Source organism: Streptomyces sp. NPDC058008 (assembly GCF_042886395.1).
Classification (GTDB): domain Bacteria; phylum Actinomycetota; class Actinomycetes; order Streptomycetales; family Streptomycetaceae; genus Streptomyces.
The window spans coordinates 23,845-47,918 of record NZ_JBHVQX010000034.1 but is presented as its reverse complement, the minus strand read 5'-3'; the positions used below and the strand labels follow the sequence as shown (position 1 = coordinate 47,918).

Genomic DNA, 24,074 nt, shown 5'->3' with positions numbered 1-24,074 from the left:
TGCGCTGAGGCGGCCACATGGAGAGGGGCCCCAAGACGGCGAATGCCGCCCTGAGGCCCCGGACGAAGCCCTGAGCAGGGGGCTCAGTCGCTGAAGAAGTGACTCAGAAGGTGCCAGCCAACTGAGATCACCAGCGCCCTGATAATCCCCCAGCTCGGGGTTTTCCATTGTCGCGGCCGTCGGCGTCGTCCAGCCATGCTCATATCACCCCCTCTCCGTAGGGAGGGTGTACGCATGCTGACTCCTTGGTCACGCAATGCTGACGATAAGCCACCCGCGGGCCACCGTCTGGAACTCTGGCGAATTTCCCCCGAAGAAGATCGCGGTCAGGTATATGCCGCCGTCTGCTTGAGGCAGGGGCAACACCCGGCGTCCACGCCCGTACGCTGATCACATGGCGCGGGGCCTGGCACAGAGGGGTATCTGGTGGGTCTCAGGCAGATCGCCATCCATGCGTGGAGCTGGCTGAACTACAAGCCCGTCTACTCCGATGCGATGGGCATGCCCAACCGCAGGGCGTTCCCCGAAGCACAGGCCATGTGGGTCCCCGCAGAGGACGAGCGGCGCCTCGCCGCGTACAAGCTGCTGTCCGCCTACGACCACAACCAAGCCGCCGAGATCGCCGAAGTCGTAGACGGGGCCAGCGCGCGTGACCGGCGCGAGTTCGGCGACCCCAGCATGTTCATCGACACGCTCGTCGCGAACGTCCTGGGCCGCGAACAGAAGATCGTGGTCCCCGGCGCGGAACAGACTGCGGCAGGGGAGCCCGGGGCGGCTTCGGGTGCCATGGCGGAGCGCGTCCAGGACCTCCTGAGGGACTGGGCGAAAGCCGAACTCCTGCCCATGCGGCTCCAGCAGTGCGAACGAAAGACCGTCGCCCTCGGGGACGGCGTCTACCGCATGGCGTGGGACCCGGCGAAGAAGCGGCCAACCCTGCGCGTCACCGACCCCGGGTTCTACTTCCCCGTCATCGGGGAGGACGACGACGGCGGCGAGTACCCGCGCCGCGTCCACTTCGCCTGGGAGCTCCCCGCCGACCCGAAGCGCGGACTCGAGGCCCGGCTGCGGCGCATCACCTACGAGCTGGACTGGATTCGGCCCCTGACCGTTACCGGGGTCGACGAGACCGGCACCCGTGCCGTGCGCGCCCTCCCGCCAGCCCCGGAACCCGCTGCGGACGCCGACGACACCATCGACCCCCCAGGGCCCGCCCTGACCCCCGGCGACCTCATCGAACCCGCCTCCGGGGCCATCGCACGCCAGTACGCGTGGAACGACGAACCCTCCTACTTCACGTGCTACCTCACCGATGCCACATGGGTCATCGGCGACCTCAAGGGCAACATCGACGTCGACTCGCTACCCCTGGACACCGCCACCTACGCAACCCGGTCCGACGGCGAAGTCCTTGACCACCTCGACCTCCTCATCGACTTCATCCCGGTCATCCACGTCCCCAACACGGTGCCGCCCGCAGAGGAGCACTGGGGGCAGTCGTCCCTCGCGAAGGCGCTGCAGGTCTTCGACGAGCTCGCCGGGTCCGATACCGACTCCGCGCGAGCATCGGCGACGACAGGCCTGCCGATGCTTGCCGTGTCCGGGGTCACCGACCCGCGGCAGGAACTCGCCGCGAGCCCCGGCATGGTCTTCAAGCTGGGGGACGCCGGGAAGCTCACCGCTGTTGATACGTCCAGCGCCCTGGCCGAGCTCCGCAACCACGTCGCCGACCTCAAGGACCGGGCGTCGACCATCGTGCGGCTGCCCGCCGTATCCCTCGGCACTCTGTCCCCGTCCGAAGTGCCGTCCGGTTTCGCCATGCAGATCAGCCTCGGCCCACTGGACTCCCTCATCGGCAGCATGCGCCTGGCTCGCGAGCACAAGGAAAGCCTCATTCTGAAGTTCGCCCAGCGCCTGAACATGGCAGGCCAGCACCCCGACTGGGCAGGCGTCACACCGCAGGATGCCCTCCTCATCCGCGGCCCGTACACCCCCACCGACAGGGCCGCAGTCCTCGACCAGGTCTCCAACGGGGTAGAGAAGGGTGTCCTGTCCCTGGAGACGGGGGTGCGGATGCTCACCGACGCCGGGTTCCCCATCGACGACGTCGAAGCGGAAATCGCACAAATCCAGTCCCGCCAGTTCGAAAAGGCCCGCTTCCTCGCCGACGCCCTCGGCAACCCGGAAGCCGTAGCCCACTTTCTCGGCCTGGAAGCCCCCGACGAGACCGCGACCGCACCCGCCCCGAACTTCCCCCCGGTCGCCGACGCCGGCGAAGAAGAGGACGCCGAAGACCTGCCCGTACAGGGGCGGCAGGGGACCGGGGGCAACGAATGACCAAACCCATGCTTTCCTTGGATCAAGGCGCGGGGCCTGGAACAAGTTCGGGAGGACTTGCGCTTATGCGTCGCCCCACGCAGCACCACCGCGTCCCCGCCATCCACTCGGCGTGGTTGCACCCGTACGCCGGTGTGACCGCCCTCGGCGTGTTCTACAACGACGGTGGTGACCCGCCGGTAGACCCCCCGAGTGACGACCCGGCGAACCTTCCCAAGCCCAAGCCCCCGGCTACTCGCCCCGGCCCTGCAGACGGCGAACTCATCGTCCGCTCCGACTGGCTTGAGCAGAAGCTGACCGCCGAGAAGGACTCCGGGCGCCGCAACGGGAACCAGCGTCTCGCCGCCGACCTTGGCTTCGACGACGTCAATGGCCTCCGGGACTACGTTGCCGCGCAGAAGGCTGCCGAGCAGGCTCAACTTTCGGAGACGGAGCGCCGCGCTCAGGAACTCGAAGAGCGTGAACGGCGTCTGGCCGAGAAGGAGACCCTGGCGGCAGCCCTGGTCACCACGGCGACCCGTCGGGCGACTCTCGTAGGACTAGGAGCAACCGGCGCCGACCTTGACGACGCCACTGCTCTCCTGCGCGTCGACAACGACGCCACGGACGACGACGTCACCGCAGCAGCAGAAGCGCTGAAGAGCCGACGCCCGGAACTCTTCGGTGTCCGTCAGGTCGACCCGGCCAGCCTGCAGCTCCCCCCGGCCCCTGGCGGTGCACCCGCAGGCGGACCCCCCGCACGGCAGACCCCCACCGGCAAGCCCGGAGACCGCGGCCGTGAAATGGCCCGACTCCGCGGCCACAAGCCCGCCGCCTGACACAGCCTTCCTGGCCACTGGCTGGGGTTGGGACCACGCCCTCCTCCTCGTGGACGTGCACCTGCGGGTGCCGTTGCCAGCCGTATCGCTTTCATGAGGAGAGGCAGTCGTGAACGACTTCCAGCCCTACTCCTACACGGACAGCGTCACCGCCGACCGGCCGTGGCTCGCGTCCCTGGTAGGAGTCCAGGACACCAACACCGTCACCCTCGACCTGACCAAGTTCAGTGCCGAGACCCACTACACCGTGTCAGCGAACCCGTTGCTTCAGGGCCGCACGGTCATGAAGTCCGGCATCCCGCTCGGAAAGATCACCGCGTCCGGGCTGTACGGCCCCTACGGTGGTACGACCAGCGAGGTTCAGACCGTCACCGTCACCGGCACCCCCACCGGCGGCACGTACACGCTGACGTTCTCCGGGCAGACCACCGCCGCAATCCCGTACAACGCGACCGCGGCGCAGGTGAAGACAGCTCTCGAGAACCTGTCGAACATCAACCCCGGAGACGTCGCCACCGCAGGCGGCCCCCACCCGGGCACCCCGGTCACCGTCACGTTCGCCGGCCAGTACACGGGTGACAACGTCGCCCAGATGACCGCGTCCGGCGCCAACCTGACCGGCGGCACCACCCCGTCCGTCACGGTCGCCACGACCACCGCCGGCGGAACCGACATCGCCTCCGACGGCACCCAGGTCCTCGCCGGGTTCCTCGTCTCGGAGATCAGCTTCAACCCCGCTTCGACGAAGGCCGCCGGTGCCCTGCTGTGGCACGGCGAAGTCTTCGCGGCGAAGCTCCCTGTCCCCCTCGACCCGGCGAACGTCACCGCGACGGCCCCCGGCGTCAACATCCACTACCGGTAGAAGGAGGAGACCACGATGGAAGCCCTTGAGCTCCTTCTGCAGGACACCAATGACACCGACCTGACCGTGTTCGCCCGGCAGATCGACACCCCCGCGAACTACCGGCTCACCCAGGAAGTGCTGCCCGAGACTGCAGTTCAGGGCATCAAGTTCCGTACCACGTCCGCGAAGCGCCGCGTCAACGCCGCAAAGTTCCGGGCGTACGACGCACCGACGGCCATGGCGAAGCGCCAGGCCGAGCGTGTCGTGAACGAGGGCATGCTGCCCGCCCTCGGCCAGACCCTCGCCGTCTCCGAGATGGACCAGATCCTCCTCGACGTCGGCCACGGCCAGGACACGCAGCAGTACATCGACCTGCTGTACTCCGACGTGGAGCGTCACGTCGAGTCCATCAGGACCTCGCAGGAACTCGCCGCCGGCCAGCTCCTGGCCACCGGTGCGGTCAACCTTCCGGGCCTCGGCCTGGACGTCAACTGGAACGTCCCGGCGGAGAACATGCCGACCGCGGCCGTCCTGTGGGACGACCCGGACGCCACCCCCCTGTCCGACGAGCGGGCCTGGATGGACTACCTCGTCGACGGCGGCGCGCCGGCCCCGCGCGAGATCATCACGTCCCGCCGGGCCCGTGCCCTCCTCGCGTCGAACGCCGAGTACCGGGCCGCGTACTACGGGTCGTCCACCGTGGGCGGAACGCCGACGGCGACGCTCGCGCCGAACGAGGTCGACACGGTACGAGCCCGCTACGGGCTCCCGCCGATCGTCACGTACGACGTCCAGGTCTGGAACGACGACGTCTACCAGCGTGTCCTCCCGGACAACAAGTGGATCATGGTGCCGAACGTTCCGGCCGCCGAGTGGGGACAGACCCAGTACGGCGTCACCCGCGAGTCCATGAAGTTCACCTCCGGCACCAACCCGGCACTCACCCGCGCCGAGGCCCCCGGCATCGTCGTCGTCACCAAGGTCGAAGACGACCCGGTCCAGATCTACACCCGTGGTGCCGCGATCGGCATGCCCGTCCTGTACGTCCCGGACATCCACATCTCCGCGACCGTCCTCGGGGCGTGACCGTCATGGCCAAGCTCAGCAAGGCCGTGTACGTACGCGACCCGGAACGCCACCGGACCGTCATCCTGCACCCCGGCGAGGAACCGGCACCGCACCTCGCGGCGCTGGTCACCAACCCGAACGCATGGGAGGACGGGGAAACGCCCGTCGGCAAGACCGAAGCCGACACCACGTCCAAGGACGAGACTCCCACCGAGGGTGGCGACTCCGAGGACACCAAGCCGGCCGCACGCAAGACCGCGGCCCGTAAGCCGGCCCGGGGCCGGACGACCGCCGCTGAGGGCACCGGCGGTCAGTAAGCGGCGTGCGGGCCCGGCCCCCTGGTGGGGCGCCAAGAGCCGGGCCCGCACCTGCACCCCTTCCCGCCCCCGACAGGAGGACCTGGTGGACGCCGCCGTACAGACCTGGCTCCTCGACGAGCTCGGCAAGGACACCGACCTGGCAGACCTGGAGCAGCGGTACACCCAGCTCCGATCCGCGCGGGCCGTCGCCATCTCAGTCGTGCGCAGCCGTCTCGCCGCCCTGCGCGGCCAGCCGTCCACGGTCAACGTGTCCGGAGTGGTGTCCGTGTCGTATACGGAGTCCATCAAGGCCTACGAACGCCAGCTCGCCGCCCTGATCGCGGGGGAGCCCCCCGCACCCGACGACCCGGCCGACGAGGACACAGGCGACGGGTTCGGCATCATCCAGCTCGTCGAGCGGCCCCGCCGATGACGACCCCCGTCCAGGACAGGGAGACCCGCGAGGAACTTCTCGCCCTGATCCTGCTGTCCTCCCAACGCCTGGCCCGCGAATGGTCCCGCATCACCGCCGCCCAGGATGCCCTGCTGCGGACCCTGGAACGAATCCGCCCCGGCCGCGGCAGCACCCTCCGCATCCGTACCGCGGTCAACGCGTTCAACCGGCAGGTCGCCCAGTTCGACCGTGACGCCCGCGCGTTTGCCGAGAAATGGGCTGCCATCGACCTTCCCGCCGCCTACCGCGACGGCGCACTCCAGGCCCTACGTCGCACCAACCGGGACCTGACCCTGTTTCAGTGGACCGTCGATCATCAGGCGGCAGTCACCCCGATCACCGCGGTGTTCTACGCCGACCTGATCCGTCGCATCCAGGAGACCGTCCGCCGCGCTCAGGCGTTCGCCCGTACCGCACAGAACGACACCCGCGAGGTCGCCGCTGGTCGGAACCACCAGGGCATCGACATCCTGCGCCTGGCCGCCGAGCATCCGTTGGGCACGGTCATCTACGCCGACCAGTCCCGGCACCCTGTCGAAGCGTGGGCCCGGTCCGCGTTGTCGTGGCAGGGCGTTGTCGCGGCGAACACAGGTGCGGTGAACACCTCACGGTGGGAGCTGGACGCCGAGTGGATGCAGTGCGTGGACGGACCCGAATGCGGGTTCGTGAATCATCCCGACACCGATCACGCGGACGGCACGATCCGCAGCATTGATGACGCCTCCATGTACCCCGCCGCCCACCACGGGTGCATCCGGTCTTGGATACCCCGCCCCGACCTCAACGGCCGCACCGACATCGAATCCGGAGACCCGGCATGAACCCCGCCCTGGCGCTGGCGTACCGCTTCCTCCCAAGCTTCAAACGGGAGGGCGGTGGGCTGTACACCGCTTTCACCGCTGTCTACTCACGGTGCTATGCGCTCCGTATGCGACACCTGCACCGCCGAGGACGGCACGCGGCACCCAAGGTGCCAGGAATCGGTCGCCGCTGCCAGTGGTGCGGCGCCAGCTACGAGCCTGTCGGCGTGCGGCACGTACTCATGTTCAGCAACAGCGAAGGCGAAGCGTACGTACCGCTCGTCCACGAGATCGACAGGCATGCGCGCCGAGCTCGTCGTGGCGGTGATGCCGCATGAGCGCGACTATCGACTCGCTTCTGCGCGAGTACCACCGCCGCCTGACGCACTTCGAAGCGCGTGAGGAGGCCCTCACGCCTTTCGCTGGCGCACAGTTGCACGGCGAACTCATGGGGCTGAGAGGCGCCATCGGGATCGCCCTCGACGGAACAGTGCGAGGCGGCGACGCTGACCGTCTGGCCGCAGAGCGGTATGCGCTGTGGAGGGAAAGCGGTGAAGCCGACGCCGCTGCCTGCGCCTGTGGCCTGTGCAAGGAAGGGGCCCCGGTATGACCGCCCCCAGCATGGCCGACCAGCCCCGCCACGTCCGCATTACTGCCGACGGCGTCGCAGCCAAGGTCGCGATCGACGGCACCGACGTCAGCCGGTCTCTCCAGGGATACAGCCTCCAGCATCAGGTCGGCGCCGCCCCGCTCCTCGTGCTCCACACCGCCCCGCACCAGGGCTTGGACTTCGAAGGGCTCGCCCACGTCGCGGTCGCTGCCCCCGAGCAGGCTGACGGCGATCTGGTGGCCGCGTTCCTCCAGAACATCGACCCTGCTGCCCTCGAACGCGCCGCGCTGGAGCGTGACGACCTCGACGGCGGCCGCCACGAACTGACCGTGGCCATGCTGCGGCAGCTCGCCGACTGGGCGCAGGGGAGAACGTGATGGCCGGACTCGACACCGCCCTCGCGGGAGTCGTCAGCTGGATCGGCGGCAACCTCCTCATCGACACCGTTCGCATCGAGCTGCCCGCAACCGGCGAGCCCGTCCTCAACGACGAAACCGGCCAGCTGGAGTACCCCAACAGCGACGTCCTCTACGAAGGGCCGGGGGCGGTCCAGGGATCCTCCGCGCAGGCCGAGATCACCTCCACCCCGAACCAAAACCAGCCGTGGGTAACAGAGACCACATCCCGCTACCGACTCCTCACCCCTCTGTCCGCGCCCATTGCTCCGAAGGACGCGATGGTCACCGTCGTCGGCGTTCACGACACCCAGCGCACCGCACTGATCGGCCGGTCATGGATTGCCACCGACCCCGGTCGAGCCGGAACCGTCGAGGTCGTACGCATCACCCCCATCGATCAGATGCAGGCGAGGTGACCCCGTGACCCCTGACGAACTCGCAGACCGCCTCGACCGGGCCCGCACCCAGATCGGCCCCGCGATCCAGCGGGCCGTCCGTCATACCGGGGAGCTCGGGCGGGCCCGTATCCGCGGTAACGCGTCCGGCCGGCCTGGGCCGAACGTCATCACGGGCGCGTACCGCAACTCGTGGGAGACGACGACTCGACGCCTGCCATACGGGGCCTCGTGCACCATCGGCACGAACGCCCCGCAGGGACGCCGCCTCGAGTTCGGGTACATGGGCATGACCGACAGCATTGGCCGCACCTACCATCAGCCGCCGTTCCCGCACGTTGGGCCCGCCATTGACTACATCGGGGCGACGCTGATGATGGAGATGCGGTACGCCGTCGCGGAGGTACTCCGATGATTGCAAGACGGCCCGTCACCATCGCCCTGGCCGCCCTGCTCGCCTCGGCCAGCAACCGGCCCGTTGGCCGCGGCCGCAAACCCACTGGCGCACCGCAGAACTACTACCTGCTGGACTCCCTCGACACCGCCCTCGACGGTCCGCCCCTGGCCGACATGAACGACGACCTGTCACCCGTGTACCAGGTCACATCCGTGTCCGGACCGGACCCGGCCAAACCAGGCAGCAACGGTGACCCGGAGCAGGTGGAATGGATGGCCGACAAGGCGCGCGAAGCCTTCCTCAGCCGCGATCCGGGCACCGGCCTGTGGCTCCACCCGCTCATCCTGCCCGGCGTCAGCGTCATGAGCCGGACCCTGGAAACCGAACCGGGGGGAACGAATGACCCCGCCGATGGGATCATCAGTTACGTACAGCGGTTCAGGTTCGACCTGACCCCCGCCTGACCCCGGTCAGGTCTTTTACCGCACCGCGGCGGCCCCAGCGCGGACGTGCCACCTCGTGGCCGATTCCCACACACGTTTGTTTTAGGGGCCGCACGCCACCGGCGGAGCCCCGGGAAAAGGGGCCCCATCATGGCCAGGTTCCAGCGCAAGGGCATCTCGAAGATCCTCTTCGTCGAGACGATCGCCGATCCGGGATACATGCCGACAGCCGTCGAGCTGGAAGGCGCCACCGACTACAGCCGCCAGATCGCCGCAGTCGACGGGTTCTCCCTGGAAAACCAGATGATCGAGACGCCCGACATGGCGTCCACGTTCGTGTCGAAGATCGGCGGCGACGACTCCGCCTCCGACTCGTCCATCACGTTCTACGAGGACAACACCCTCGACGACATCGAGACGGAGCTCGCCAAGGGCACCACCGGGTTCATCGTCAACTGCCGCAAGGGCAAGACCGCCGGCGCGGCCGGGATGGACGTCTTCCCGGTCACGGTGTCCTCGAACTCTGCCGCGATCACCCTCGACAACGAGGCCGCGAAGATCGTCGTCGCTTTCGCCATCACGGACCGGCCCCTCCTCAACGCGGCTGTGCCCACCGGCCCGTGATCTGCCCCTCTCAGCTCCCGGCCGGGCCCGACAGCGTTCGGGAAGGGGCGCCGTTCGGCGCCCGGCCGGGTCCCCTTCCCCTCAGACGGAGGACCATCACATGCCCACCAAGCCCGCCACTGCACCCGCCCCGCCGGCTGCCGCCGTAGCCAAGGACGCCCACTGGGCAGCCCAGCGAGACCGGCTTCGCAACCGAACCCGGCCCACCGTCGCGCTGACGATCTGCGACGACGTCGACGCCAAGGCGACCCTGGAGTCCGCCCGGTACGCGCTGCGCCGCATCAGGGCCGAAGCGGAAGACCGGCCTGGCGACACGACCGGCCCGGTTGCGGTGGCCCGCGCCGAGCAGGACCTGGCGGAAGCGCAGGCCGCCTTCGATGAAGTGGCGATCGTGCTCCGTTTCCGGGCCCTGTCCCGCCTGGAGTTCGAGGCGCTGAAGAAGGCCCACCCTGCCACCGAGGAGCAGGCCGAGGACGGACACGACCTCAACGTCGAGTCGCTCGCCCCCGAGCTGATCGCTAAGTCGTCGGCGGACGGCATGACCGTTGACGACGCCCGCGAGTACCTCGACACCTGGTCCGAAGCCGAGGCCAATGCCCTGTTCAACGCTGCGTGGAACGTCCAGGAGACCGCGCGCATGGACCTGGGAAAAGGCTGACTCGGGATGAGCGTCTCCGTGACGAGCTCGCCCTCTGTGACCGGTGGGGCATCCCTCACTCCCAGTTCCGGGGCATCGGCGATGGCACCTGGACGTCCCGGGACCGCGCCAAAGCCAAGGCGTACCTGGAGTACCAGCGGACCGTGTGCCCGCAGTGCAACACCCGGTACGACGACTGGGACCACGGCGGGCCCGGCGAAGAGGACGCCTACGCCGTCACCGTTCAGCGCTGCGTCGGCTGTCAGGTCGTCGCAGACAAACAGGATCAGCTGGCCCGCGACGGTGTCGACACGCATGGCGTCAAGGTCGGGCTGATCCCCGCAGCAGCAGCCGCCGCACTCCGCGTGCAGCGCGAACTTGCCGGACGACACGGCATCACCAACGACGACTGAGCAGCACTGAGAGGGAGGGCGGAACCGGTGGCGAACTGGAACCTCTCGGTTGACCTGCGCGGGCACGGCAACGACCTGGCGCAGTCCCTCAAATCGGCGTCGAAGCACGCCCGGACGCTCGGCACCCACGCCCGCACCGCGAAGGCGGAGGTCCGGGAGCTCGGCCAGGCATCCCAGACCGCCTCCCGCCACATCCGGACCCTCGGCAGCGCCGCCCGTTCCGCCGGCCGACACCTCAACACGTTCGGGAACAACGCCCGCACCGCCGGGCGTCAGCTCAACCGGTACGGGGACGCCGCCCGCACCGCGAACCGGCACGTCAACACCCTCGGCGGCAACTCCCGCACCACCGGCCGTCAGCTCGCCCGCATGTCGGGGCAGATCGACACCGCGGTCCGGGACCTGCTGCGTCTCGCGAACGCCGCACAGCGGGCCTCCACCCACGTGCGGTCCGTCGGTGCCGGCGGGACACGCAGCCTGCGGCAGATGACGTCCGAGTCTGGTCGGCTCCGCCACCAGCTGACCGGGCTGGCCGCCCTCATGTCCGGCGGGGCCCTCGTCATGGGATTCGGCGGGATGCTCAAGCACGGCAACGAGTACCAGCAGTCGATGAACACGTTCGGGGCTGTCACCTCGGCGACCGCGATTCAGATGCAGCGGGCCGCCGCGACCGCGAACCAGCTCGGCGGTGACCTGACACTCCCCGCGGCAACCGCCGCTGGTGCCGCAGAGTCGATGGTGGAGCTCGCCAAGGCCGGCTTCCGCACCGATCAGGCGATCACCGCCACCCGGGCGTCCCTGACCCTGGCGTCCGCAGCGAACGTGTCCGCCGCCGACTCCGCCCGGTACCTCGGCGACATGATGGACCAGTTCGGGATGGGCGCCGACCAGGCAGGGAAAGCCGCAGACACGCTCGCCGCGACCGCGAACAACGCGTCCGGCGACATCATCGACATCTACTACGCCATGAAGTACGCCGGGCCCGTCGCCCACGGGCTGGGCGTGAACATGCAGGAAGCCGCGTCCGCGGTCGGCATGCTCGGCAAGGCCGGCATCCTCGGCCAAACCGCGGGTACGACGCTGCGCGGCATGATGGCGAACCTCGCCGCCCCCACGAAGCAGATGCGTGAAGGCCTCGCCGACATGGGCATCGAGGCGTGGGACGCGCAGGGCCGTTTCCTCGGTCTGCGGCACGTCATCGAGGGCCTGTCCGAAGCCCAGCACAAAATGTCGCAGAAGGACTTCGCGGAGGCGGTCAAGAAGTCGATGGGCAAGCCGGCCATGTCCGGCGCCATTGCCCTTGCCCACCAGGGCGTCGACAGTTTCGACGCGCTGATGCGGGCCGTGTCGACAACCGGGGCCGCCTCCGAGATCGCCGAGGCGAAGGGCAAGGGCCTCGCCGGTGCGATGGTCCAGCTCAAAGCCAAATCGGAGCAGGCAGGTCTCGCCCTGTACACGGGCATGGCACCCGGCCTGGAGTACATGATCCGTGGCGTCACCGGCTGGATCTCCGACGCCACACCGAAGATCGAAGGCTTCTTCCGGTACATCAACGACGCCGCCACCCTGTTCGGCCCCGACGCCAAAGCAGCTGCACGCAGCACGTTCAACGACATCGGGAACGCCGCCGCCGGCGCCCTCAAACCGTTCAAGGAGATCGGAGGGGACGCGGCGGCATCCGCCCTCCACGTCCTCCTGTCCGTCGGCCAGATGGTCGTCGATGTGCTGACGAACCTCGCCAAGGGCGCTGAACCTGTCGTTGCCGCTCTCAGCGACGTCGCCGGCGAAGGGAACGGTGTCGCGAGCACCCTCGACATCGTCGTGTTCACCCTCGATGCTGCGGCGAGCGCCGTGTCCGCCCTCTCCGGTGTCCTCGGCCCGATCGGGCACCTCGTTGGTGGCCTAGTGTCAGGATTCGCATCCCTGCCCGGCCCCGTCCAGTCCGCGGTCCTGGCCATGCTCCTCATGCGCCGTGTCGGCCCTGTGGCCCAGAACCTGGCCGGTCAGGTCGGAGGACGCCTCACCGGCGCCTACCGGTCCCTGAATCAGCAGATGGCCGTCCAGCGCACCCTCGCCAGTGCGGCCGGTCAGTCCCTCACCCGGTACGGGGCGGCGGTAGCTGTCCTGCAGACTCGTGTCCCCGCGATCGGGGCGATGGGGTCAGCGTTCCGTACCGCCGCCGGTCAGGCCGGTGGTTTCACCGGGGCGCTGCGCGGGGTTACGGCCGCGGCCGGTTCCGGGCTTCGGTCCGCGATGGGTGGGCTGATGGGCGTCATGGGCGGCCCGTGGGGTGTGGCCCTCGCGGCAGCCACCGTCGGCCTGGGCATGCTCGCGTCCCGGCAGCAGAACGCTGCCGCGGCTGCAGCCGAGCACGAGGCGGCGGTCGACGGGCTGACGTCCGCACTGCGGAAATCGAACGGGGCGGTCGATGACAGCATCCGCGCCCAGGTTGCCCAGCAACTCCAGACGCAGAAGCTCGCGGGATCCGGGGCGAAACTGGGGTCTGTCCTCGCCACTGCCGGTGTGCCCCTGAAAGACCTCACGGAGGCCTACCTCAAGGGCGGTGACGCCGTTGAGCAGCTCGCGTCCAAGATGGAGTACCTCGGCGACCAGGCGCAGTTCGACTCGGACGCCCCGAAGGCGAAGGTCTACAAGGAGGCTGCGGAAGCTCTGCGCGGCATGTCCGGCGACATGGACAAGGCCCGCAAGTCCGCGAAGGACCTCGACTCGGCTGTCAAAACGGCGGGGACGGCCACGGCGTACGACCGCCTGAAGGACGCGGTTGCCGCCCTCGCGGACAAGACAGCGGACGCTGACTCCCGCACCCGCGCCCTGCGTGATGCCCTGGACCTGCTGTCCGGTGGATCCGTGTCGCTACAGGCGGCTCAGGCCCGGGTGAATCAGGCGATCAGCCAGGCGAACGACGCGATGGCTGACGGTGTCACCAAAGCGGACGGGTGGGGCAAGGCTCTCATCGGCGCGAACGGGGCCCTGGACACCACCACGAAAAACGGGCAGCAGCTGTTCTCGACCCTCGACACGATCGCCGACAGTTCCGCGTCCGCGTCGGTGGCCGCGTTTGACTTCGCCCAGTCGCAGGGCAAAACCGTCCCCCAGTCGGTGGCTGCCGCGACGAAGGAAATGCAGAACGCCCGGGACTCGGCCGTCAAGCTGGGGCAGCAGTACGGGTTGAGCGCAGCCCAGGCGGCCGGCGTCGCGGACGCCATGGGTCTCATCCCCGGCCGAGTGTCGATCCTCCTGCAGACCGAAGGCGTCGACACCGCCCTTGCCGAGCTGTTGGGGGTGCAGGCGGAGTTCGAGCGGTTCCCGGACAAGAAGACCGTGAAGGTCGAGGCGCTGGGCACGGAGGCGAAGAAGGAGCTCGAGGACATCGGCTACAAGATTCAGCTGATTCCCGGCACCCGCGAATACAAGATCACCGCCCCGACGAAGGCGGCCCGCGCCGAGCTCGACCTCCTCATCACGAAAATGGGCGAGACGAACGGGAAGACCGTCACCGTCGATGCCAGGACCCAGGGTGCGATCGACGGTCTCGACAGCGTCATCGCGAAGCTCAAGGACACACCCAAGGGCAAAACCGTCACAGTCAAAGCCCTGACCGCCGACGCCATCAGCCTCCTGCAGAGCCTCGGCTACAAGGTCGAAACTCTCCCCAACGGGAAGGTCAAGGTCACCGCCGTCACCGGCAGTGCCATCTCCGGCCTCCAGGCCGTCAAGTCCGCCCGCGACAGCCTGTCCGACAAAACGATCACGATCACCACCCACTACCGGATCACCGGGTCGGGCGCCGCCCAGGAAGCCCGCCGCACCGGATCGCACGGCACGCAGCTCGCCCAGGCGAACGGCGGTCTCGTCGACTACTACGCCGACGGCGGCACCAACCGGGGCGGCCGCCGCGAGAACCACACCGCGCAGATTGCGCCTGCTGGCGCGTGGCGGGTCTGGGCCGAGGAGGAGACCGGCGGGGAGGCGTACATCCCCCTCTCTCCGTCGAAGCGGGGCCGCTCGAGGGCCATTACCGAGGAGACGATCCGCCGCCTCGGAGGCGACCCCAAGTCCGTGCAGTGGCACGCCGACGGGGCCGTCGTCGCATTCGACTCCGGCGGGTTCTCCTACACCCCGACCGGGATGCGCCGCGACACGTCATTCGTTCAGTCCGCGTACTCCGACTCGCATCAGCCGATCGACAAGGACACCTACAACAAGAAGATCCGGGCGCAGAAGAACGCGGTCGACAGTCTCCGGGCGGCGGAGGCGGCACTCGCAGCCGTGCGCCGCAAGAAGCACACCGGTGCCCAGATGGTGGCCGCGGAGAACCGGGTCGCGAAGGCTCGCCGCACCCTGGCCACAGCCACGGACGCCGCCCGGAAGGCTGAAGCCCAGTACAAGAAAACGTTCTCCTTGTCCGACTGGCAGAAAACCCTCAAGACGTCGGTGGCGGCGAACGCCACGTACGAACGCAACCTGGCGAAGGTGGCCTCCCGCGGCGGCTCCGATGTCATTGATCAGCTGCGAGACCTTGGCGAAGAGGGCGCCCAGCTGATTGCCGCGCTCGCGAAGGCATCGAACAAGCAGTTCAACGACATCGTCGCGAACCTGCGGAAACTCGGTCCTCTCGCGAAGGCGACGCTGGCGGACTACACGCAGCAGCTCAACGCGTCGAACAAGACCAGCACGGCGTTCCAGGCGAATCTCGCGAAGCTCGCGTCCATGGGGTACGGGGACCTGGCCACGCAGCTGGCCGGGCAGGGCGACGAAGCCGCGCAGAAGCTCGCCGCGGAAGCCGTGGGGAACAAGTTCAAGGCTGCGTCCGCGGACACCGCGGCGAAGAACGCCACGAAAACCCTGTCGGGGGATGAGCTGGGGCAGCTCGTCGCCATCATCGCCGCGGTGAAGACGTCCAAGACGGGCTTGCACGCGGTCGCGGACACCACCGGTATCGGTGAGGACGACATCCTGACCATCGCGAACAAGGCCACCGCCCAGATCAAGAGCAGCCTTGGGGCGCGGGCCACCCAGTTCCTTGCCGACCTGGCCCGCGCCAACAAGGGCTTGTCCTACGCCAACGGCGGAATCCGGGAAGGCATCTACGCCACCCGCGGTGGCGCCGTCACCTTCGCGGAGCCGGAGACCGGCGGGGAGGCTTTCATCCCCCTCGGGGCGAACAAACGCCGCGCCGCCACGAATGTCCTGCGGGATGTTGCCGGGCGGTTCGGGGTGGGCCTCACTGACATGTCCGCGACCCGGCAGGTCGTCGTCGTCCGCGAGGGCGGCGACACCCACGTCACCGTCACCGCCGTACGCACCGGGGCATCCGCCTCCGACATCGGATCGCAGGTCGGACGCAGTGTCCGGCGTGCACGCAGGGGAGGGGTGAATGCCCGTGCCACCGCTTGAGCTCACGGACTGGCAGTACGACCTGGGCGGTGTCCTGATGGGCGCTGGCACTCCCATCCAGGTCATGGAGACGACCGGGCTGGGGCGGCCGGGCGTCCGCGACAACGACACCGACCAGCCGTCGAGGGACGGGGCATTCGCTGGCCCCGACTATTACGCCCCACGGACCGTCCAGTTCGATGCCGCGATCCGTATACCGGGGAATCCGGCGGCCTGCCATGACCTGGTCGCCGCCCTACAGACCGCTGCGGATGACCCGGCAGTGCGGCTGGTGGGTGGTGCCACGATGCCCCTTCGCCTGAAGCGACCTGGGCGGCCGGTGAAACGGCTGCATGGGCGCCTGCGCATGGAAGAGCCCGAATATGCGCGGGTCATCCACGGCTACGTGCCCCTTGACCTCGAGTTCGTGGCCACCGACCCAACGTTCTACGCCGATGCGCTGACCACCACTGAAATTCCGTTGGGTTGGCTCACCGGTGGTGGGTTCGCAGCCCCCGTCGTCGCCCCGATCTACGTGCAGTCCGGGACGGTCGCCGCCAACCGGCCCGGGTGGGCGTACAACCTGGGCACCGGGAACGCCTGGCCCATCATCCGGATCACCGGCCCCGTCGCGACCGTCACCGTCACCCACGTGCAGTCCGGGCGTCAGCTGTCCTTCCCGACGCTGAGCCTGACAGCTGGCCAGTGGATCGAGATCGATACCCGGCCCGGCTACTGGACGGTGACCAGGGAGAACGGCGGGAACGCGTCCACTCTCCTCGCCCCGTCCTCCCGTATCGACCTGTTCTCCCTGCCGCCGGGCCAGTCCGAGATGCGCTGGACCGGGTTCGACAACACGAACGCCGCCCGCATGCGCCTGACCTGGCGCGACGCCTACACCGCCCTCTGAAGGAGACGCCACCATGGCACTGTTCCCCCGGCCGATCCTCACCGACGGCGCCACGCACCCAGCCCAGCAGTTCCGCATGCTCGTCCGTGACCTGGCCCGCGGCGCGGAAGGCATCACGCAAGGCACTGACCTCAAGGTCACCCAGCTTTCCACCCCCGGCAGCAGCGTCCAGGTTAGTGACGGGTCCGGAGTCGTGCGTGGCCGCGTCAACGCCTACCAGGGCACGTACTCGGTGTGCAACATCGGCGCGGTGAGCGTGCCGATCGCCGCAACGGGGGGTTCTGCCCGCTCCGACATGCTGATCCTGCGTGTCGAGGACAAGGAGTACGAGGGGAACATCGACCCCGCCACCGGGCAGGTCAACTACTTCCAGGTCATCTCGAACGTGTCCTCGTCCGCGACGGCGATCCCCGACGGGCGTACCGGCATCCCGCTGGCCCGCATCGACATCCCCGCATCAACGTCCACGATCACCAACGCCATGATCAAGGACATCAGGGTGATTGCGAACCCCCGCCGGGAACGCACTCAGTGGATCCAGTCACCCACCACCACCTCCACCGGCATCAGCAACGCCAACGGTTCCTACGCGTACTTCTCCACCGCCGCCGGCTGGAACATCCCCATTCCGTCCTGGGCCAGTACCGCCGTCATCAGCGTCGACATCGCCCAGCTGAAGTACAGCGTCGCGAATTTCATCGGGAGCCTCCGTGCCACGTTCGGTGCTTCCCTGTCCTTGCAGCCCGTCATCCTCGACGACAACCAGACCGCGATCCGCCGGGCCACCGTGTTCGTCGCCGACACCCTGATCATCACCGACGCGTACCGCGGCACCACCCAGCTCCTCCGGGCCCAGGCCACCGGCACCACAGGGAACACGGGCACCGTCGCCGTGGACGCCTCCACCACCCTCAAAGCCGACGTCGAGTTTTTCGAGGCGCCCCGGTGACCGCCCCCATCCCGGACCGGATCCTCACCCAGCACGCCCTGACCGGCGCCTGGCAGGCCCTTGCGCTGCCCGTGCAGGATCTGGAGTACGGCGACGAACTCAACGGCCCCGGCTCCCTCACCGGGAGCCTGTCGCCCCGCCTGGTGTCACAGAACCCGACGCTCATGGACCCGGGCACCACCCTCATCTACGTCGAGTCCGCCGGCCAGCTCCGGTGGGGCGGCATCATCTGGGACGTCCGCCCCCAAGGCGACGTCTTCCAGATCGAAGCAGCCGGCTGGTCGTCGTACCTCCAGAAACGCTTCGACCTCGACGGGCAGCTCGGCGGCCGCGGCCCCTGGGTCAACGCGGACCGCTGCCAGGTCATCCGCGACGCGTGGGCCTACGCCCAGTCCATCGCCGACGGCAACCTGGACATCGTCGTCGACTCGACCACGTCCACATCGACGATCGGGACGCCCGCGGAGCGGCACGAGTCGAACTGGTGGGAGTCCCAGTCGATCGGCGACATGGTCGATGACCTGGTGTCAGGGGAAGCGACCCCCGACTACACGTGCACCACCGCGTGGGACAGTGCAAAAACGACCACGGTGCGCCGGGTCCGTCTCGGGTGGCCGCGGCTCGGCGCCCGGCGCACCGACATCACGTTCTCCTCGGGCACGAACATCATCGAGGACCCCGAGGTGCCGTTCTCCGGCGACGACTACGCACAGGTCGTCATCGGGATGGGTGCAGGTGACGGGTCCGCGAAACGCAGGCAGATCTCCGCCGTCCGTAACGGCCGCCTCCGCCTTGAGCACGTCGCTGACTTCCCCGAGATCAAAGCCAACGACACCTTGGCATCCCTGACCGCGGCAGAGCAGAAACGCCGCCAGGTACTGGGATCCGTCGACCAGATCACCATCCGTGACACATCCGCCGCCCGCTTCGGGTCGTGGCAGATCGGCGACGACGTGTACGTCCGCGTCCACAACGCATGGGTCGACTACGTCGGCTGGCGGCGCATCACCGGTTGGACGATCCGCGCCCAGGCCACGGGCGGCCCGCAGGCCGTCATCGATCTCAAGCCCGCCGATGCCTACACCTATGCAGGAGTCTGACCATGGATATCGGCCGTGAACTCGCCGCCCTGAAAAAGCGCCTTGAGACTGTAGAACGGTCCGCCCGACTGTCCTCCGCATCCCTGGACAATACTGCGTTGCAGGTCAAGGACGGTGCCGGGTCGTTGCGCGGCATCCTGGGGCAGCAGGGCGACGGCACCACCGCCGTGAACATCGTCAATGGTGCAGCCCCGCCCGCCCCGGCCACTCCCACCGCGGCGCCTGCCCTCGGCGGGGTTTCCGTGGGGTGGGCTGGCGCTTTCGCGAACGGGGCGATCATCCCCATGGACTGGGCGCGCGTCGAGGTACACGCCTCGCCCGCGGCCGGATTCTCCCCGACCGCCGACACGCTGAAAGCGACAATCGAGACCGCGCAGGGCGGCATCGTCTACATCCCCTCCACCACCCCCCTGTACGTGGCGCTCCTGGCCCGCAACACGTCCGGGGCAGCCTCCCCAGCCACAACGACGGTCGGCCCGTACACCCCGAAACCGGTGGCAGGGGAGATCGGAATAGGGGAGATCACCGGAACGCTCATCGCGGACAACGCGATCACCACACCGAAGGTTTTCGCGAACGCAGTCACGACGGCCAAGCTCGCCGCCGGGTCTGTCGATGCGGTCGCCCTGAAAGCCGACGCGATCACCGGGAAGACGATCACCGGGGGTGTCATCAACGGAGCCGAGTTCCACTCCGACAACGGCACCGGGGGGCTCGTCGACATTGCCAACGGTGCGGTCATCGCAACCGGCGCCAGTGGCTGGAAAGCCGTCATCGAAACCCACCAGTACACGCCGGCTTTCGGATTCGTGGACAGTGCTGGAGCGACCGCAGGAGTGGTCTACGGCAGCGGCAACGACGCGCTCCCCAACCTGCAGATCGCGTCCGGCCTGTTCTCAGACGCAGGCATCACTGACTGGCGATGGCTGACCACCATGGGAACGACGAGTGGCGGAAACCGGACGTGGACCCGGCGAGTCAGGTACTCGAATCCGAGCATTTTCCGTGGCGGCGAGGTCATGGCCGACGACGACGCCGCCCGCATCTCATACATCGACAGCGAGGACGCCGCCAGCAACACGTTCCTCACCGTGCTCCTCGGGCACGCCCAGCTGGCCAACGGGCGCCTGTCCGTTTCACCCCCAGCCTCCTCGAACAGCGGCATCTACGTGTCCGCCGCAACCGGGCACACCGGCAACCTGATCCGCGCCCAGCTCAACGCCGTCGACCGGTTCAGCGTGTCAGCCGGAGGCAATGTGACGGCCGCTGGAACGGTCAGCGCAGACCAGCTCTCCGTCGCCAACACCACGTTCACCAGCTACACCCCAGTCGTCACCAACGGCGGCAGCGCCACCTACTCCACCCGAATCGGCCACTACTACAAGATCGGCAAGTTGGTATACGTCCACATTTACGTCGCCTGCTCCGCCGCCGGGTCTGGCAACACGGGCATCACCGTCACCCTGCCCTCCACTCCCTATCGAGGCGCCGGCGACATCCGCCAGTACCTCCCCCTGTACGCCGGAGGAATCCTCGCGGGCGGCAACTCGGCCACCGGCGGAACTGGCATCGCCAACATCAACCCGACCGGGAGCGGCACCGAAATCGACCAGCTCCGAAGCGCCAGCGACATTCAGTACCGCGGCACCAACTTGTCCAATACCAGCACCTTCACCATCCAGGGCTGGTACCGCGAAGCCTGACGGAAGGAAACCGGCATGCCTATCTCTGATCCACCTCCCATCCAGGTGTCCTACAACGCTCCAGCCGTCCTGAGCTGGCGAGTCAACGGCGCCGACACCTACCTCGCGCTACCCCTGTCCATAGACCTGTGCAACACGCTGGAAGACCAGGACGTTGCCGCGATCGGCGAGGCGGTCGAGGCGCGCCTCAAGGTCCTGTATCCGGCAGACAAGATTGCCCGGGTGCTGACCTGGGAACCCAGCGGCCCGCTTGCCGAAATGCTGACCGTCGTCCAGGAGGCACAACCGCGGGACGTGCCGGTGGAGGACGATCCTGCCCCGCCAGACCCACCGGCCGAGGAACCGGCCGAGGAACCGGCCGAGGGAGAGCAGGGGCAGCAACCCGAGCCCGACCCCATACCCTGAGATCAACGGGCGACCCTCCGCCCACGCACCATCCCCGAGGGACTGCCACCCGGCTACGGCCGGCACAGCAGATCAGCCATCAGCTCTGGGCGCGGGGAGTGCAGGAGCACGGGCGAGTGCCCACCGATCTCACGATCCGCACGTATGAGACCACGCCGCGCCTCGGCCGACACCAGGTCCTCGACCCGCGCAGCCTCGCCTACCGCCGGCCGTACGACGGGCAGCCCCTGCGCGCCACCGCGTGGGAGCCCCGCGTCCCCGTCCTCAGCCAGACCGGGCTGATCTCCCAGGGCATCAGCACCGCGCAGGCGTACGGCCTCGACCAGGACGTGGACGCGCTGGCCTCCTGCACCGGCAACGCAGCCACCACCCTCCTGTCCATCCTCCTCACCCCCGAACAGGCCCTCGCCGCCGCCCTCAACCTCACCGACGCGGCGATGGCCGAGCACTTCGCGATCGGCCTGTACGCGGACGCCACCACCTGCGACCAGTGGGACGAAGCAGCCTGGCCCACCCAGGACGTCGGCTCGTCCGGCCTCGGCGTCGCCAAGGCCATGCGTGACCGCGGCCTGATCGACCAGTACGGGCACGCCACCACCGGCGCCCAGCTCTGCACCCTCCTCCAGACCGGGCCCGTCCTCATGGGCCTCCCCTGGCGCGCAGCCATGTCCGAGCCGGACGCGTACGGGTTCATCGACGCCGACCCCAACTGGGCCACCAGTCCGCTTGAGGGCGGCCACGAAATCTGTATCACCGCCCTCGAGGACATCGCCCTCAACGACGGCGCCATCGACTACGCCAACACCGTCCTGCGCTTTCGCCAGTCCTGGGGAAGCGCGTGGGGCGACCACGGCGACGGCCGGCTCCGCCTCTCCACTTACCTGACCCTCCGCGACGAGATCGACGTCGTGCAGCCCCGCCGAGACGGAGTCATCCTGTGACCTCCTTCCATGTCGCGGTCGACCACATCGACCCCGACACCCTCCAGTCGACCACCACCTACTACGGAACCTGCGATCAGGCGCACGTCGGCGAGGTCCGCGCCATCGCCGCCCTCGACGACTCCGAGCGCCACGTCCTCGAGCACCCCCGCCTCGCCGGTGCGTTCATGGTCCTGCGCGACGATGGTGACCTCGACGTGTACGTTCCCACGGACGCCGCCGAGTACCGGGTCTACGACCCCGATCCGCTGCCGAAGTCCCGGAACAAGGGCGGGGACCTCGCGCCGGAGAACGGACAGTTCGTCCAGACGAAGTCAACCGAGAGCTACGGGGCAGGAGACTTGCCGCGCGGCGCGTCCGGCCCCGCCTACATCTCCGACGCCGCCCGGTTCGGCAGTCAGTCCATCGGCGGCGCCATGGACACCCCCGGCAACCCGCCGCGGGTCACCTGGCACACCACCGAGTCCCCGGCCGGCGGCTCGTACTTCACGTCGATCGCCGCGTACCTGATCCGTGTCGGCGCCGAGCCGCAGGTCATCTACGACCCGGTAACCGACCAGCTCGGCCAGTTCGGGCCCCTGACGTCGTCCGGCCGCGCCCTGAAGAACGACGGGGCCCGCCGCACGAACCGCGAGGGCAAGGTCAACATTCAGGTCGAGGTCCTGGGGAAGGCCGCGTCGCCGTGGACGAAGGGCTTCGACCCGGCGGCCAAGCCGAACTACCGCAAGCTGATCGCCGCGGCCCGCGCGCACGGTGTCCCGGACGTGTGGCCAGCAGGGCAGCCTGCGGCCACCGCGTCGGCAGCCACCAGCCGGAACCGGACAACGTGGCAGAGTAAGGGTGGCCACTTCGGGCACTGCCACGTCCCCGGAAACGACCACTGGGATCCGGGCGCCATCGACACCAGCATCGTTCCCGGCAAGGCCGCCAGCGGTACGGACGACGACGGCGGGTCTTCGGCGACCAAACCTTCGAGCGCCACGTACACGGTGAAGAAGGGCGACACGCTCTCCGCCATCGCGGCCGCGCACAAGACGACGGTGGCCGCGCTCGTGAAGCTGAACAGCCTCAAGGACGCCGACAAGCTGACGGTCGGGCAGAGGCTGAAGATCTCGGGCGCCACGGCCACAACGCCAGCCAAGCCGTCCGCGCAGCCGCTGGAACCGTTCCCCGGCGCCAGCTTCTTTCACGGCGGCCGCCACAGCCCGATCGTCACAGCCATGGGGCGCCGCCTCGTCGCCGAGGGTTGCGGGAAGTATGCCACCGGACCCGGACCGAACTGGACCAACAAGGACAAGGCGTCCTACGCCGCGTACCAACGAAAGCTGGGCTACACGGGTACCGCGGCGGACGGCATCCCTGGCAAGGCGTCTTGGGATGCCCTCAAGGTCCCCAAGTCCTGACTGCAACCCCCTCTGCTCCACCTCTACCCCTGCAAGGAGAACCATCGTGAAGATCCTCGGTCGGGAGCCTGCCGCGCTCCTCGGTCTCGTGGCTGTCATCGTCAAGCTCGTCGCCGCGTTCGGCATCGAGGTGTCTGGCGAGCAGCAGGCCGTCATCAACGCGGTCGCCGCCGCGGCGGTCGGCCTGGCCCTCGCCGTCATGGCGTCCGACGGTGCCGGCGCCGCACTCGTCGGTCTCATCCAGGCCGCAGTCGCCCTCGCCGTCGGCTTCGGCCTGGACTGGTCTGCTGAACAGCAGGCCGTCGTCCTATCCGTGGCCGCCGCGGTCGTTGCCATGTGGGACCGCACCCAGATCGTGGCACCCGTGCCGGCCGGTGCCGCCAAGGCGATCCTGCCGCGCTGAGTACCTGAGCGTGCGATTACCGAGAGGAGATGACCCGTGCCCTCTGACCTGATGGGGATCAACATCACCCAGGGGGGCGCCGTCGCACTCCTCACCCTCGTCGTCCTCATGGTCCTGACCGGCAAGCTGGTGCCGCGACGGACCTACGACGACCTGCTGAAAGAGCGCGACACCTGGAGGGAGGCCCACACCGTGTCCGAAGCTGCGCGGACATCGGAGCGGGCCCAGACCCAGGAACTGCTGGAGCTGTCCCGGACGTCGGCGCACGCTTTGCAGGCGCTGCCGCGGATGGGGCTTGAGGAGGATTCGGAGGTGGACGTCCGGTGACC

General features: G+C 68.6%; 25 protein-coding genes. All 25 read left to right on the top strand.

The genetic code is table 11. The features are described from left to right. Window positions 1–426 precede the first annotated feature (426 nt). The 25 genes from ACFVS9_RS28255 (at window position 427) to ACFVS9_RS28135 (ending at window position 24,072) form a co-directional block, all read left to right on the top strand. The gene (locus tag ACFVS9_RS28255; RefSeq protein WP_389936740.1) at window positions 427–2,334 is read left to right on the top strand and encodes a hypothetical protein; all 1,908 of its coding nucleotides are present in this window, start codon (window positions 427–429) and stop codon (window positions 2,332–2,334) included. 149 nt (window positions 2,335–2,483) lie between these two features. Then, window positions 2,484–3,152 (top strand): hypothetical protein, encoded by a 669-nt coding sequence (locus ACFVS9_RS28250; RefSeq protein ID WP_389936737.1) that lies wholly within the window; start codon window positions 2,484–2,486, stop codon window positions 3,150–3,152. A 109-nt stretch (window positions 3,153–3,261) separates the two neighbouring features. Continuing rightward, entirely contained in the window at window positions 3,262–4,014 is a 753-nt protein-coding gene (locus ACFVS9_RS28245) for a hypothetical protein (RefSeq protein WP_389936734.1), read from the top strand. A 15-nt stretch (window positions 4,015–4,029) separates the two neighbouring features. Beyond that, window positions 4,030–5,082, top strand: coding sequence for a major capsid protein (locus tag ACFVS9_RS28240; RefSeq protein ID WP_389936732.1), 1,053 nt, complete (start codon window positions 4,030–4,032; stop codon window positions 5,080–5,082). Window positions 5,083–5,087: 5 nt separating this feature from the next. Then, on the top strand, window positions 5,088–5,381 hold the full coding sequence (locus ACFVS9_RS28235; RefSeq protein ID WP_389936729.1) for a hypothetical protein: 294 nt from the start codon (window positions 5,088–5,090) through the stop codon (window positions 5,379–5,381). 85 nt (window positions 5,382–5,466) lie between these two features. Beyond that, entirely contained in the window at window positions 5,467–5,796 is a 330-nt protein-coding gene (locus tag ACFVS9_RS28230) for a hypothetical protein (protein WP_389936726.1), read from the top strand. After that, window positions 5,793–6,638: a hypothetical protein gene (locus tag ACFVS9_RS28225; RefSeq protein WP_389936723.1), complete on the top strand. Its 846-nt coding sequence runs from the start codon at window positions 5,793–5,795 to the stop codon at window positions 6,636–6,638. Before ACFVS9_RS28230 ends, ACFVS9_RS28225 begins: the two co-directional genes overlap by 4 nt. A 313-nt stretch (window positions 6,639–6,951) precedes the next feature. Next, window positions 6,952–7,227, top strand: a complete 276-nt coding sequence (locus ACFVS9_RS28220) for a hypothetical protein (RefSeq protein ID WP_389936720.1) — start codon at window positions 6,952–6,954, stop codon at window positions 7,225–7,227. Next, entirely contained in the window at window positions 7,224–7,604 is a 381-nt protein-coding gene (locus tag ACFVS9_RS28215) for a hypothetical protein (protein WP_389936718.1), read from the top strand. The genes ACFVS9_RS28220 and ACFVS9_RS28215 overlap by 4 nt, the downstream gene beginning before the upstream one ends. After that, window positions 7,604–8,041: a DUF6093 family protein gene (locus tag ACFVS9_RS28210; protein ID WP_389936715.1), complete on the top strand. Its 438-nt coding sequence runs from the start codon at window positions 7,604–7,606 to the stop codon at window positions 8,039–8,041. Before ACFVS9_RS28215 ends, ACFVS9_RS28210 begins: the two co-directional genes overlap by 1 nt. A 4-nt stretch (window positions 8,042–8,045) precedes the next feature. Continuing rightward, window positions 8,046–8,435, top strand: coding sequence for an HK97 gp10 family phage protein (locus ACFVS9_RS28205; protein ID WP_389936712.1), 390 nt, complete (start codon window positions 8,046–8,048; stop codon window positions 8,433–8,435). Further along, a complete protein-coding gene (locus ACFVS9_RS28200) occupies window positions 8,432–8,881 on the top strand; it encodes a hypothetical protein (protein WP_389936709.1) in 450 nt (149 codons plus the stop codon). The genes ACFVS9_RS28205 and ACFVS9_RS28200 overlap by 4 nt, the downstream gene beginning before the upstream one ends. 129 nt (window positions 8,882–9,010) lie before the next feature. Beyond that, entirely contained in the window at window positions 9,011–9,484 is a 474-nt protein-coding gene (locus ACFVS9_RS28195) for a hypothetical protein (RefSeq protein ID WP_389936706.1), read from the top strand. Window positions 9,485–9,584: 100 nt separating this feature from the next. Beyond that, window positions 9,585–10,142, top strand: coding sequence for a hypothetical protein (locus ACFVS9_RS28190; protein ID WP_389936703.1), 558 nt, complete (start codon window positions 9,585–9,587; stop codon window positions 10,140–10,142). Between the two features lie 143 nt (window positions 10,143–10,285). After that, complete coding sequence (locus ACFVS9_RS28185; RefSeq protein WP_389936700.1) at window positions 10,286–10,534, top strand: hypothetical protein; 249 nt, start codon at window positions 10,286–10,288, stop codon at window positions 10,532–10,534. 486 nt (window positions 10,535–11,020) lie between these two features. Further along, window positions 11,021–15,952 carry a phage tail tape measure protein gene (locus tag ACFVS9_RS28180; RefSeq protein WP_389936697.1) on the top strand — a complete coding sequence of 1,644 codons (4,932 nt, stop codon included), beginning with the start codon at window positions 11,021–11,023 and terminating at the stop codon, window positions 15,950–15,952. Continuing rightward, entirely contained in the window at window positions 15,933–16,841 is a 909-nt protein-coding gene (locus ACFVS9_RS28175; protein ID WP_389936694.1) for a hypothetical protein, read from the top strand. Before ACFVS9_RS28180 ends, ACFVS9_RS28175 begins: the two co-directional genes overlap by 20 nt. Window positions 16,842–16,854: 13 nt before the next feature. Beyond that, window positions 16,855–17,790, top strand: a complete 936-nt coding sequence (locus tag ACFVS9_RS28170; RefSeq protein ID WP_389936691.1) for a hypothetical protein — start codon at window positions 16,855–16,857, stop codon at window positions 17,788–17,790. Beyond that, window positions 17,787–18,890, top strand: a complete 1,104-nt coding sequence (locus ACFVS9_RS28165) for a hypothetical protein (RefSeq protein WP_389936688.1) — start codon at window positions 17,787–17,789, stop codon at window positions 18,888–18,890. The genes ACFVS9_RS28170 and ACFVS9_RS28165 overlap by 4 nt, the downstream gene beginning before the upstream one ends. A gap of 2 nt (window positions 18,891–18,892) precedes the next feature. Then, window positions 18,893–20,593: a hypothetical protein gene (locus ACFVS9_RS28160; RefSeq protein ID WP_389936686.1), complete on the top strand. Its 1,701-nt coding sequence runs from the start codon at window positions 18,893–18,895 to the stop codon at window positions 20,591–20,593. Window positions 20,594–20,608: 15 nt separating this feature from the next. Beyond that, window positions 20,609–20,998, top strand: a complete 390-nt coding sequence (locus ACFVS9_RS28155) for a hypothetical protein (RefSeq protein ID WP_389936683.1) — start codon at window positions 20,609–20,611, stop codon at window positions 20,996–20,998. Window positions 20,999–21,114: 116 nt separating this feature from the next. Next, window positions 21,115–21,939 (top strand): hypothetical protein, encoded by an 825-nt coding sequence (locus ACFVS9_RS28150; RefSeq protein ID WP_389936681.1) that lies wholly within the window; start codon window positions 21,115–21,117, stop codon window positions 21,937–21,939. 416 nt (window positions 21,940–22,355) lie between these two features. Beyond that, entirely contained in the window at window positions 22,356–23,342 is a 987-nt protein-coding gene (locus ACFVS9_RS28145) for a peptidoglycan-binding protein (protein WP_389936915.1), read from the top strand. A gap of 46 nt (window positions 23,343–23,388) precedes the next feature. Beyond that, the gene (locus ACFVS9_RS28140) at window positions 23,389–23,745 is read left to right on the top strand and encodes a hypothetical protein (protein ID WP_389936679.1); all 357 of its coding nucleotides are present in this window, start codon (window positions 23,389–23,391) and stop codon (window positions 23,743–23,745) included. Window positions 23,746–23,781: 36 nt separating this feature from the next. After that, window positions 23,782–24,072, top strand: a complete 291-nt coding sequence (locus ACFVS9_RS28135) for a hypothetical protein (RefSeq protein ID WP_389936676.1) — start codon at window positions 23,782–23,784, stop codon at window positions 24,070–24,072. The last annotated feature ends 2 nt before the right edge of the window (window positions 24,073–24,074 follow it).

Bases quoted from the DNA above. Each gene is read 5' to 3' on its own strand.
- ACFVS9_RS28215 (WP_389936718.1), top strand. From the start codon at position 7,224: ATGACCGCCCCCAGCATGGCCGACCAGCCCCGCCACGTCCGCATTACT.
- ACFVS9_RS28225 (WP_389936723.1), top strand. From the start codon at position 5,793: ATGACGACCCCCGTCCAGGACAGGGAGACCCGCGAGGAACTTCTCGCC.
- ACFVS9_RS28235 (WP_389936729.1), top strand. From the start codon at position 5,088: ATGGCCAAGCTCAGCAAGGCCGTGTACGTACGCGACCCGGAACGCCAC.
- ACFVS9_RS28175 (WP_389936694.1), top strand. From the start codon at position 15,933: ATGCCCGTGCCACCGCTTGAGCTCACGGACTGGCAGTACGACCTGGGC.
- ACFVS9_RS28180 (WP_389936697.1), top strand. From the start codon at position 11,021: ATGACGTCCGAGTCTGGTCGGCTCCGCCACCAGCTGACCGGGCTGGCC.
- ACFVS9_RS28210 (WP_389936715.1), top strand. From the start codon at position 7,604: ATGGCCGGACTCGACACCGCCCTCGCGGGAGTCGTCAGCTGGATCGGC.
- ACFVS9_RS28190 (WP_389936703.1), top strand. From the start codon at position 9,585: ATGCCCACCAAGCCCGCCACTGCACCCGCCCCGCCGGCTGCCGCCGTA.
- ACFVS9_RS28155 (WP_389936683.1), top strand. From the start codon at position 20,609: ATGCCTATCTCTGATCCACCTCCCATCCAGGTGTCCTACAACGCTCCA.
- ACFVS9_RS28160 (WP_389936686.1), top strand. From the start codon at position 18,893: ATGGATATCGGCCGTGAACTCGCCGCCCTGAAAAAGCGCCTTGAGACT.
- ACFVS9_RS28220 (WP_389936720.1), top strand. From the start codon at position 6,952: ATGAGCGCGACTATCGACTCGCTTCTGCGCGAGTACCACCGCCGCCTG.
- ACFVS9_RS28145 (WP_389936915.1), top strand. From the start codon at position 22,356: ATGGACACCCCCGGCAACCCGCCGCGGGTCACCTGGCACACCACCGAG.
- ACFVS9_RS28195 (WP_389936706.1), top strand. From the start codon at position 9,011: ATGGCCAGGTTCCAGCGCAAGGGCATCTCGAAGATCCTCTTCGTCGAG.
- ACFVS9_RS28200 (WP_389936709.1), top strand. From the start codon at position 8,432: ATGATTGCAAGACGGCCCGTCACCATCGCCCTGGCCGCCCTGCTCGCC.
- ACFVS9_RS28170 (WP_389936691.1), top strand. From the start codon at position 16,855: ATGGCACTGTTCCCCCGGCCGATCCTCACCGACGGCGCCACGCACCCA.
- ACFVS9_RS28240 (WP_389936732.1), top strand. From the start codon at position 4,030: ATGGAAGCCCTTGAGCTCCTTCTGCAGGACACCAATGACACCGACCTG.